This is a genomic window from Streptomyces sp. P5F9, assembly GCF_057961495.1.
This window is the reverse complement of the sequence record NZ_JBXVPZ010000346.1, coordinates 1-10,559: the sequence shown is the minus strand read 5'-3', so window position 1 is coordinate 10,559 and position 10,559 is coordinate 1. Positions and strand designations below refer to the sequence as shown.

Annotated in this window: 10 protein-coding genes, 1 tRNA gene and 1 pseudogene; 7 read left to right on the top strand and 5 right to left on the bottom strand. The window is 68.0% G+C overall.

What is annotated here, in order from left to right:
* Positions 1-18 precede the first annotated feature (18 nt).
* Genes AC31A1_RS37480 through AC31A1_RS37470 form a run of 3 tightly spaced genes read left to right on the top strand, consistent with a single transcriptional unit; the run spans position 19 to position 2,692 of the window.
* Positions 19-1,317, top strand: coding sequence for a replication initiator (locus AC31A1_RS37480; protein ID WP_489657575.1), 1,299 nt, complete (start codon positions 19-21; stop codon positions 1,315-1,317).
* Positions 1,314-1,526, top strand: a complete 213-nt coding sequence (locus tag AC31A1_RS37475; protein ID WP_362985575.1) for an excisionase family DNA-binding protein — start codon at positions 1,314-1,316, stop codon at positions 1,524-1,526. The genes AC31A1_RS37480 and AC31A1_RS37475 overlap by 4 nt, the downstream gene beginning before the upstream one ends.
* On the top strand, positions 1,526-2,692 hold the full coding sequence (locus tag AC31A1_RS37470; RefSeq protein WP_489657574.1) for a tyrosine-type recombinase/integrase: 1,167 nt from the start codon (positions 1,526-1,528) through the stop codon (positions 2,690-2,692). The genes AC31A1_RS37475 and AC31A1_RS37470 overlap by 1 nt, the downstream gene beginning before the upstream one ends.
* Positions 2,693-2,782: 90 nt before the next feature.
* On the opposite strand, the gene AC31A1_RS37465 is transcribed toward AC31A1_RS37470, so the two are convergent.
* Positions 2,783-2,856, bottom strand: a tRNA-Gly gene (locus tag AC31A1_RS37465).
* 548 nt (positions 2,857-3,404) lie between these two features.
* On the opposite strand from AC31A1_RS37465, the gene dcd reads away from it, so the two are divergent.
* From dcd to AC31A1_RS37450, 3 genes are all read left to right on the top strand, one after another.
* Positions 3,405-3,980: a dCTP deaminase gene (dcd, locus tag AC31A1_RS37460; protein WP_393750991.1), complete on the top strand. Its 576-nt coding sequence runs from the start codon at positions 3,405-3,407 to the stop codon at positions 3,978-3,980.
* A gap of 2 nt (positions 3,981-3,982) precedes the next feature.
* Positions 3,983-4,492 carry a phosphoribosyltransferase gene (locus AC31A1_RS37455; protein WP_489657573.1) on the top strand — a complete coding sequence of 170 codons (510 nt, stop codon included), beginning with the start codon at positions 3,983-3,985 and terminating at the stop codon, positions 4,490-4,492.
* Between the two features lie 147 nt (positions 4,493-4,639).
* Entirely contained in the window at positions 4,640-4,984 is a 345-nt protein-coding gene (locus AC31A1_RS37450; protein ID WP_489657572.1) for a hypothetical protein, read from the top strand.
* Positions 4,985-5,196: 212 nt separating this feature from the next.
* On the opposite strand, the gene AC31A1_RS37445 is transcribed toward AC31A1_RS37450, so the two are convergent.
* On the bottom strand, positions 5,197-5,742 hold the full coding sequence (locus AC31A1_RS37445; protein ID WP_489657571.1) for a hypothetical protein: 546 nt from the start codon (positions 5,740-5,742) through the stop codon (positions 5,197-5,199).
* 370 nt (positions 5,743-6,112) lie between these two features.
* Here AC31A1_RS37445 and AC31A1_RS37440 point away from each other — a divergent pair.
* Positions 6,113-6,490: pseudogene (locus AC31A1_RS37440) on the top strand (DinB family protein); the annotation flags it as partial.
* Positions 6,491-6,694: 204 nt separating this feature from the next.
* On the opposite strand, the gene AC31A1_RS37435 reads toward AC31A1_RS37440, so the two are convergent.
* The 3 genes from AC31A1_RS37435 to AC31A1_RS37425 all read right to left on the bottom strand — a co-directional run bounded on the left by AC31A1_RS37435 (position 6,695) and on the right by AC31A1_RS37425 (position 10,227).
* Complete coding sequence (locus AC31A1_RS37435; RefSeq protein ID WP_489657570.1) at positions 6,695-7,102, bottom strand: NUDIX hydrolase; 408 nt, start codon at positions 7,100-7,102, stop codon at positions 6,695-6,697.
* 483 nt (positions 7,103-7,585) lie between these two features.
* The gene (locus AC31A1_RS37430; RefSeq protein WP_489657569.1) at positions 7,586-8,614 is read right to left on the bottom strand and encodes a Yip1 family protein; all 1,029 of its coding nucleotides are present in this window, start codon (positions 8,612-8,614) and stop codon (positions 7,586-7,588) included.
* Between the two features lie 116 nt (positions 8,615-8,730).
* Positions 8,731-10,227: an FG-GAP and VCBS repeat-containing protein gene (locus AC31A1_RS37425; RefSeq protein WP_489657568.1), complete on the bottom strand. Its 1,497-nt coding sequence runs from the start codon at positions 10,225-10,227 to the stop codon at positions 8,731-8,733.
* Between the last annotated feature and the right edge of the window lie 332 nt (positions 10,228-10,559).

The window sequence follows — 10,559 nt, the reverse complement described above, 5'->3', positions numbered from 1 at the left end:
CTCCCCGAACTAGCGAACCTGGCCGCGCAAGGCACCCTCCCGGGTATCCTCCGCCAACTCTCCGGCCTCGGCGGCTGCACCAACCCCATCCGCCTCGACGGCCACCGCACCGAATACGACGTCGACCCCACCACCGGAGAGATCGGCCCCGTCCTCCACCACCTCAACTCATCGACCCTCCCGGTCGGCCAACTCCTCGTCCGCTGCAACAACCGCCGCACCACCCGCTGTGCGGCCTGCTCCGAGGTCTACCGCCGCGACACCTTCCACCTGATCACCGCAGGATTGCGCGGCGGCAAGGGCACTCCCGAACACGTGGCCACCCACCCCCGCGTCTTCGCCACCTTCACCGCACCCGGCTTCGGCCCGGTCCACAACCGCCGCACCGACGGCCGCCCCTGCCGCTGCGGCACCCACCACGACCAGGACGACGACACCCTCGGCACCCCACTCAACCCGGACACCTACGACTACCAAGCCGCCGTCCTCTGGAACGCCCACGCCGGTCCCCTCTGGCGCCGCTTCTCCATCTACCTGCGCCGGGAAGTCGCCAAGCGCGCAGGCCTCTCCCAACGCCGATTCCGCGAACACGCGCGCGTGTCCTTCGCGAAGGTCGCCGAGTACCAGAAGCGCGGAGCCGTCCACTTCCACGCCGTCATCCGCATCGACGGCCCCACCGGCGGCGACACCCCACCCCCACCTTGGGCCACCGCCGACCTGCTCACCGACGCCATCCGCGCCGCCGCACCCAAGGTCCAGGTCGACGGCCCAACCATCAACGACCGCACCCACACCTTCACCTTCGGCCGCCAACTCGACGTCCGCACCATCCGATCCGCCGACTTCAACGACGGCCAGGAACTCACCGAACGAGCCGTCGCCGCCTACATCGCCAAGTACGCCACCAAGGGCGCCGAAACCGCGACCGGAGCTCTCGACCGCCCCCTCAAGTTCGCCGCCGAACTCGCCCACCTCGACATCAGCGACCACGCCCGCCGCCTCATCCGCACCGCCTGGACCCTCGGCGCCCGCAAGAGCCTGGAACACCTCCGCCTGCGCGCCTGGGCCCACATGCTCGGCTTCCGCGGCCACTTCTCCACCAAATCCCGCCGCTACTCCACCACCCTCGGCGCCCTCCGCAACGCCCGAGCCGAATGGCGCCGAGCACAAGCCACACCCGCCAACGGCCCCACCACCAACACCACGTACGTACTCGCGCACTGGGTCTTCGCCGGAACCGGCCTCTCTGACACCGAAGCCTGGCTGTCCGAGTCCCTCGAACCCGCCCCCGGAACGGAAGGAGAACCGACCAAGTGACCGACCGCTACCTGTCCGTCGACCAGGTCGCCGAACTGCTCGGCACCACCGCCCGCTTCCCCCGGCGGCTGATCGAGGAGCGACGCATCCGGTACGTGAAGGTCGGCCGGCACGTCCGCATCCCGGTGAGTGCGGTCGAAGAGTTCATCCAGTCCCGCACGGTGGAGCCGATCCGGCTCCGTCGCACCAGCCTGCGGAGGGTCGCCTGATGGCCAACAAGAAAGGAAGGAGACGCCGCTTCGGCGCCGTGCGGCAGTACCGCTCCGGCCGCTGGACCGCGTCGTACCTCGGCCCTGACAACGAACGCATCCGCGCCGACGAGACCTTCGAGACCAAGGCGGATGCCGAGATCTGGCTGTCCCAGGTAGAGGCAGACCTCACCCGAGGGGACTGGCGCGCCCCCGACGCCGGAGAGGTCAACTTCCGTGTCTACGCCGAGAAGTGGGTCGAGGAGCGAGAGCTGGCCGTGCGCACAGAGGACCTGTACAAGCACCTTCTCCGGCTCTACATCCTCCCGACCTTCGGCACGCTCGACCTGGACGAGATCACCGCGCCCCGCGTCCGTGAATGGCGTGCCGAGCGTCTCCGCACCACCAAAGCCAAGACGACTGTCGCCAAGGCGTACCGCCTCCTCAAAGGCATCCTTGAGACGGCCGTCGACGACGACCTGATCAGCCGCAACCCGTGCCGGATCAAAGGCGCGGGCAAAGAGTCCGCCGCCGAACGCCGTATCGCCACCGTCGCCCAGGTCGACTCCCTCGCCAACGCGATCGGTATCCGCTGGCGCCTCATGGTCTACCTCGGCGCCTACGGCCCGATGCGCCCGGAGGAACTGGCTGGCCTCCGCCGCCGGGACGTCGACCCGGACAATCTGGTGATCCGCGTCCGCGTCGCCGAGCCAGAACGCACCAACGGCAAACGCGCTCCCGGCGAGACCAAGTCCGATGCCGGTGTCCGGGCTGTCGTACTCCCGGCCTTCCTCCACAAGGACGTGAAGCAACACCTTGCGTGGTTCGCCGAGAAGGAGCCGGACGGGTTGCTCTTCGTCGGCGAGAAAGGAGCCCCCTTCCGCCGCACCTCCTTCGGCCGGAAGTGGCGTCGGGCCCGCACTGTCGTCGGCCTCCCGGACGGCTTCCGCTTCTACGACCTTCGCCACACCGGACACACACTCTCGACCCGCTCGGGTGCCACCCTCAAGGACACGATGGTCCGCGCCGGCCAGTCCTCCGAGAAAGCCGCGCTCATCTATCAGCACTCCGACGAGGAGCGGCAGCGCGACCTGGCCGCCGGGCTCGACGACATGGTCCGCGCCGAACGTGCGAAGAACCACAACGACAGCAGCGCGCACCACAAGGAGGAGCCCACCGGCAGCTAGCAGCGCCCTTGTGGTGCGGTTGTGGTGCGCAACCCGCCCACTGGTCTAGACAACAAAGAACCCCCGGGTCATCGACCTGGGGGTTTCATATGGAGCGGGTGACGAGAATCGAACTCGCACTCTCAGCTTGGGAAGCTGATGTTCTACCACTAAACTACACCCGCGAAAAACGCCGGTTGAACCGGTGTCGGAACGCCCCGTCACTGTACCGCATGTCAGGTCCCCGGCGCTGAAGCCGTGGAGGTGCGGCTGCGTTCCGTAGGGCGGACGGGGCTGCGGTGGGCCGGAGTTGGGGCGTACGGTGGAGGCGTGGAAGAGGGTCTGGGTGGGACCGGAGTGCCGCCTGGAGAGTCGTTCCTTTCATCCCGTAATGTGGCATTTGGCGTCCGGCGAGCAGCAGTCGGGCGCGGCTCTTGGGGAAGGGACTCATGGACTTGATGGAGCGCACCGTCGTCCGATGTGCCGATGGGCACGTGTTCAGTACCGCTTCGTTCCCGATGCAGCAGGCGGAGCGGCTCGGCCCCGGCCGGCTCGTGAGGTGTCCACGGTGTGCCCGGCTCCGCAGTGTGGTGCTGGTGACCTTGGAGAAGCAGTAGAAAAGCAGCAGAAGTAGCAGCTGATACAGCACTGGTAGCAGCAGTACCGCAGTAGTCGCAGGCGCGCGGGTCCGTCCGGTTGTGGTCGGTCCGCGCGTCTTGCGTATCCTCGGGGCGTGCTTCTCTCAGACAAGGACATCCGGGCCGAGATCGACGCCGGGCGCGTCCGGATCGATCCCTACGACGAATCCATGGTGCAGCCGTCGAGTGTCGACGTGCGCCTCGACCGCTACTTCCGGGTGTTCGAGAACCACCGCTACCCCCACATCGACCCGTCCGTCGAACAGGCGGATCTGACGCGGCTGGTGGAGCCGGAGGGCGACGAGCCGTTCATCCTCCACCCCGGCGAGTTCGTGCTCGCCTCGACCTACGAGGTCGTGACCCTCCCCGACGATCTCGCCTCGCGCCTCGAAGGGAAGTCCTCCCTCGGCCGGCTCGGGCTCGTCACGCACTCCACCGCCGGGTTCATCGACCCCGGTTTCTCCGGCCACGTGACGCTGGAGCTGTCGAATCTCGCCACCCTTCCGATCAAGCTCTGGCCGGGCATGAAGATCGGCCAGCTTTGCATGTTCCAGCTCAGCTCGTCGGCCGAGTTCCCCTACGGCAGCGAGCGCTACGGCTCCCGCTACCAGGGCCAGCGCGGCCCGACCGCCTCCCGTTCCTTCCTCAACTTCCACCGGACGCAGGTGTGACCGTGGCCGGTGTGCGGGAGAACCTGACCTACGAGGCGTTCGGCGTCGCCGTGCGCGAACTCGCGCAGACCATCGCCGACGACGGCTACGAGCCCGACGTCATCCTCAGCATCGCCCGCGGCGGAGTCTTCGTCGCCGGCGGCCTCGCCTACGCCCTCGACTGCAAGAACATCAGCCTCGTGAACGTCGAGTTCTACACGGGCGTCGGCACCACTCTCGACATGCCGGTCATGCTCGCCCCCATTCCGAACGCCATCGACTTCTCCTCCAAGAAGGTCCTGATCACCGACGACGTCGCCGACACCGGCAAGACCCTCAAACTGGTCCGCGACTTCTGCCTCGACACCGTCGCCGAGGTCCGCAGCGCGGTCGTCTACGAGAAGTCGCAGTCGCTGGTGAAGTGCGAGTACGTGTGGAAGCGCACCGACGAGTGGATCAACTTCCCCTGGAGTGTGCTGCCTGTAGTACGTAAGTCGGGCGAGCCGGTCACGCCGTCGAAAGAAGCGCTCTGACCTGCACCTTCTCCGGCTCCCTGAGAGAGTCCCTCGCTGGATCGGCGAGGGACTCTCTTGCTGTCCCGATACGCGGGCGATTGCTGGGGTTCCGGTACCTGGCTGCTGTACTGCAGGATCCCGGCGGGGGTGATCATGGAACGGCGTGTGCTGGAATCGCTGTTGGCCGCTGACGACGAGGCGTCCGTGATCGCTCTGGCCACCCTCCGCAGCGGCGCTACCTACTGGGTGGCGGATCGGGCACAACCCGCAGGCCAGCATGCCGGAGTCTTCAATCGCCGTCTTCGGCGCATGCGGCTGCACCGACTCGAACCTCTTGCGCTGGAACGAGCAGTGCAGCTCGTCCGCGAACATGGTCGGCCTGTGCGCACAGGGCTGATCGATGCTGCCGATCGGACATGGACCACCCTGCTCTTCCTCACCGAGGACGGCAGCGTACTGGTGGCCTGTGCCGGCTGGCCGCTGCCGCTGGTCAGGAAGCCGCCGCTCTAGGAGCGAGGTTGGGCGGTTGCGGGCGTGACTTGGGGATTCCCCGCCTTGGGTGTCGACTGTCGGCATCTCCTCACGACTTCGGTCTGACTCGGGACGAATACGGCCGAGGCTTCTACTCCTGGTCCAGCCAACCCAGCCAACCCAGCCACCCCAGCCAACCCGGCCAACTCGGCCGGGGAATGGCGGCAAGCGCGGAGACCTGGCCCCTTCTCTCATGTGTCCGCACCGTCGGTGGCCGGCAGGAGCGCTGCCAAGTCGGTGTCGTCCGGGCGGTGGATCGCCTCGGCCGCCTTACGCAGAACGGCGCGGTCGACCTTGTCCGCGTCCGCGATCAGATGAACCACCACGGCGTCGATGGGCACCGCGTATTCGTGGCTTTCACCTGCTGTGCGGTACCAGGCGTCGCCGTCGTGCTCACAGGTGACCGGCTTGTCCGTCACCTCGCCCAGCGGCTGCTTGGGGCAGCTCTCCGCTGTCAGACTGCCGTGACCTGCGAAGAGGCCGAACTTGGTGGAACCCTTCTCGGACAGATACGCGGCGGCGAACTCGTTCTCGTACTCGCCGACTGACGCCTGGAACACGGTGTAGCCGGAGACCTTGGTGACATAGACGAGTTCCGGCGCCACGCCCCAGACGCGCGCGGCGGCGTCGAGGTCGGCGCTGGCGGCGGCCGTTCCACCGTTCTTGTCAGCGTCGCATCCCGTGAGGAGAACTGGCAGCAGGAAAAGGGGGAGCAGCGCACGCGCGGGTCGTATCATGCCCACACCTTTTCGCATGGACATGCCGCAGGAACAACCGATTTCCGGATTCCCCCGGTGTGGTTCCCCGCGAGGTCCCGCTCGATCGGCCACGCCGGGGGCACGCTCAGTCTTCGGCCTGACTGGGTGCCGTCAAGTCCACCCATATCCACGGCTCGTGGTTCCATGCACGCACTTCGCCTATGTCGACGTCGACAGTCGTCCTGGCAGGGGGCAACTCCAGCACGAGGCGCTCCGCTGGTGGCTGGGCACTTTGGAGTGTGTTGCCTCCGGTACGTAGGTCGGGGGAAGCGGCGAAGCCGAACAGGGAAGCGGTCGGAACTGCGGTTACTCCGTAGACCACAAGAAGAGCCCTTTCGAGGAACAGGCTGCCCAGCGTGTCGTTCCGTCCCTCACCACCCTGCACGGACTGGTACGGCATCTCACCAAGGTCGAGTTCATCTGGTTTGTTGCCGTCATCGGCCAGAGCGAGGAACCCGTGCCCTTCGGTTGGCCGAAGCGCAGGGACGGTGACTTCCTGTTGGACGACGGCGCGACACTGTCCGAGGACGTCGCGCGCTACCTGGCCGCCTGTGAGCGCAGCCGCGAGATCTTCGCCGCGGTTTCACTGGACGATGTCTGCACGCACCACCGATTCGGGGATCTCGACGTGCGGTGCATCGTGATGCACGTGATCAGGGAATACGCCCAACACAGCGGCCACGCGGACGTCATCCGCGAACTCATCGACGGCAGTACGCAGAGCTGAGTCCAGCTGGGTTTTCGAGTGCGCCACGGGCACGGGAAACACAGTCGAGATGCCCCATGCCCTACACACTGGCTCCTGGGCGTCTTCGCGCTCCACCCTGAGCTTGGGAAGCTGCGGGCATTTGAGGACGGTTCAAGCGTTGACCTGCGTGAACGGTGTGACGGCTTCCGCGACCGTATAGGCCGCCAGGCCGAGGTCACACGATCAGGAAAGCTGCCCGGCCTCGTGCAGCGCGTCGAAGGCCATCTCGTCGACGGCCGAGACTCGGACCCGGTCGGCGTAGCGGAACCATGCCTTCTCGGCGATCTCCCTCGACGGGATCAGCTCCCCGCGGTGATCGGCGGTGTAGCAGATCATCCGGAAGGGATCGTGATCCGGATGGCCCTCGTCGATCTCGAACGTGCCGAAGTGCACCATGGAACCGGGGTCGATCGTCGCCCGCAGTTCCTCGTCGATCTCCCGCACCAGGGTCTCGTCGTCGGACTCGCCTGGCTCACGATGACCGCCCGGGAAGTAGAAGCGATCTCTGCCGTGACTACGCGTCACCAATACCCGGTCGTCCCGAACCAGGATCCACGCCACCTTCTCCGGCACACCGCTGCCATCCGTCATGGCTCGGGACCGTATCGGAGGGCATCGTCTGCGTCAGCACCGTCCGCACACTGAGCTCGGGAAGCTCGGGTCTTCGGGCGGCAGTTGCCGGATTGATCTGCGGTGGAGCGGTGTTGGAACTCCGGACACACTCGCGCAAGTCCCCGCTGTTCCCCGTGTTTCCCCGCAGGATCTGGCACGCGAATGGCACGACTTCTTCGGTCCGGAGCACCCTGGACGGAGACTGGGCCCTGGAACTCCTCAGCCTTAGACGACGACAGTCAGCCACGACGCCCGGGTGTCCATCAGAGCAAGTCGTGACGGCGGACGTGTGGTGGTGGGGTCCCTGGTCCGTCGAACCCCCGGTCGTGCGGCGCACCGGCCAGGTCCTCGACGCCTGAGCGGCGGCGGCAGCATCTCCTACGACGACGAAGGGCTCCCGGCGCGCGCCGGGAGCCCTTCGTCGTCGTAGCGGAAGAGAAGAACTGTCGTAGCGGAGAGCCTCTAGAACGTGCCCAGTTTCACGATCGACAGCAGGGCGATGAGCTGGATCGCCGATGCGCCCAGGGCCTTCGGCCAGGGGAGGTCGTGGGAGCGGCTGACCATCATCGTGAGGAGGGCGCCGGCCGCCACCCAGGTGGCCCAGCCGAGGGCCTGGACGAAGGTCGCGTTGCCGCCGAAGAACATGGCGAAGACCAGGCGGGGGGCGTCCGTGAGGGACATGATCAGCATGGAGAGGCCGACCGTGGGCTGCCAGGCCCCGTCGCCGCCGAGCTGGCGGGCCAGGGTGTGGGTGACCACGCCCAGGACGAAGGACGACAGCACCATCGCCACGGCCGTGATCAGGACGATCGGGACCGCGTTCGCCAGGGTGGCGCTTATCGCGTCCGCGCGGGCGCCGTCGAAGCCGAAGACCGCGAGCAGGCCGTAGAGGAACGTCACGATCAGGGCGGGGCCCCACATCGTGTAGTCCCGCATCTGGAGGAAGGTCTGCTGGGGGGCGAGGACGATGCCTCTCAGCAGGTCCTTCCAGTGCAGGCGGGGGCCTACCGGGCCGGTGGGGGCCTGGGCCGAGCCCGCGCGGTACGTACCGCCCTGGGTGTACGGGTCCTCCCCTACGGCGAAGGCCTGGGTGCTGCCCGGGTTGTTCGCCGCGTACGGGTCCGGGGTGCCCGGGTGGGCGCCCTGTCCGTACCCGCCGCCGTCGCCGAAGTACTCGGGCTCGTCGCCGTAGGCGCCGTTGCCACCGTTCCCCTGGGACCACTGCCGGCCGCCGCCCGCGGGGCTTCCGTACTGCGGTCGCTGCTGCGGGTACGGCTGCGGTGCCGCGGGGTAGCCGTACGGCTGTCCCTGCGGCGCCGGGGGTGCCTGCTGCCCGTACGGAGGTTGTTGAGGGCGCGCTTGCGGAGCCCTGCCGTCCCGGCCGCCGCGTCCGATCCTGAATCCAGCCACGTCATCGAACGTACCTGGTTCCACGGAGACACGTGTCGGGCCGGAGGTTTCGGACGGGGCTTTGCTGCCGAGCTGTGACATCCCCTAAGGGGAGTCCGGTGGGAGCCCTGAGGGGGTGACAGGGGCCGGGCCCGGGCCGGCCGTGGTGGACGGTCGGCACGGGCCCGGCGGAGAAGAAGCGCAGGCCGGGGCGGGTCCTAGTCGGCGAAGAGGGAGCCGAACTGGGCCGTGCCCGAGGTGGAGACGCCCACCGAGGTCACGGAGAGGGCGCGGGAGCCGGTCGTACCGATCTTCGTGCCGGTGGAGGGCAGGTAGGTCACCGCTCCGTCGCCGCCGTCCTCGGCCTGGCCGATGATCAGGTCCGCCTTGCCGTCGCCGTTGACGTCGTCGAGCTTGACGTCCTCGCCGAACAGGTCGTTCTTCTCGTCCGTTCCGGGGACACCCGCCGTGCTCTGGGCGAAGGACTGGAGGCCGGTGGAGGTGTTGATGCCGCTCGCGGAGCCGTACATGACGGTGACCATGCCGGCGTTGGAGACGCTGCCGAGGTCCTCCGCCGGGGTGGAGACCACGAGGTCCTGGTAGCCGTCGCCGTTGACGTCACCCAGGTCCAGGTCCCAGCCGAAGCCGTCGCCCTTCTCCGAACTGCCGGGTACGTTCCCGGTGTTCTGGGTGATGCCGGTGGTCGAGGCCGGGCCGGACGCGGAACCGTAGGTGATGCTGGCCTTGCCGCCGTTCGCGGCGTCGGGGATGGTCTGGCCGCTGCTGGTGGTCGCGTCCCAGTCGGCGCCGGTGACGATGTCGCCGTAGCCGTCGCCGTTGATGTCGCCGATGCCGGTGACGATGCCGGGCTTGAGGGTCTTGACGCCCGTGACACTCAGGCCGGTCGCGCTGCCGGGCAGGTAGTAGTTGGTGTTCCAGCCGTTGTCGGTCTGCGTCTCGTAGCCGTCGACCACCAGGTCGGTACGGCCGTCGCCGTTCACGTCACCGGCGGTGAGCTGCTCCGGGCCGTACGGGAAGCCGGAACTGCCGGGCTGGATCGGGGGCTTGACGGTGTAACGGCCGCCGGGCTGGCCGGTGGAGCTGCTGAAACCGCCCTTGTAGACATAGAGGGTGGCGGCCGAACTGCCCACCGCCAGGTCCGCCTTGCCGTCGCCGTCGAAGTCGCCGGCCGCCAGGGACAGGCCCCAGTAGTCGTGCGAGGAGACGGCCGGGTCCGGTACGTCGCTGCTCTTGCCGGTGAGGCCGCTCGCCGAGCCCCACAGGATCGCGAGGGCGCCGCCGTCGGTGTCGGTGCCGACCTTTTCGCTCGGCGAGCCCACGGCGAGGTCGTCGTACCCGTCGCCGTTGAAGTCGGCGTACGCCGTCGCGCCGCTGAACCAGTCGCCGGCCTCGGCCGTGCCGGGCACGGTGCCGGAGTTCTGGCTGATGACCGAACGCTTGGCCGAGGTCACGCCGGTGGCGCTGCCGTACAGCGCGACTATCTGGCCGGCGTTGGCGTGGCCGCTGACGTAGGCGCCGGGGGCCGAGGCCACGACGTCGCCGAATCCGTCGCCGTTGAAGTCGGCCTTCGCGACCTTGAACGAGTCGGCGGCGGTGGCCGTCGTCGCCGAGAGCGTGAGCAGACCGCCCGTGAGCGCGGCCGCGGCGGCCGTCGCGAGGGCGAGGCGCAGGTGCGGGTGATGCTTCTGGTGCATGCGGGGTTCTCCTGCGGCATGCGGGGGATGCGTGGCGGGCATCCGCGTCGATGGGGTGCGGACCATCCGTGTTTGCCGGGAGTTGTCCCTGGTTTCACGGGTGGTTGGCGATCAGGAGACCTGTGGTGGTGCGTAAAGGTTGTACGTGACTTCGGAGGTGGGCGGGGTTCTTGGGTCGGGTGCGGCGATGACAACTGCTGGGGGTCAACTTGCCGCCCTGAGCTGCCACTTGCGGATCTTGTGAAGCGACGGGTTGGCCGCCCGCTTCTTGGTCAGTGTCGGGATTGCGGGAGCCGAGTAAAGGGCGCTCCCTGCGGTCGCGTCGCCTGCGG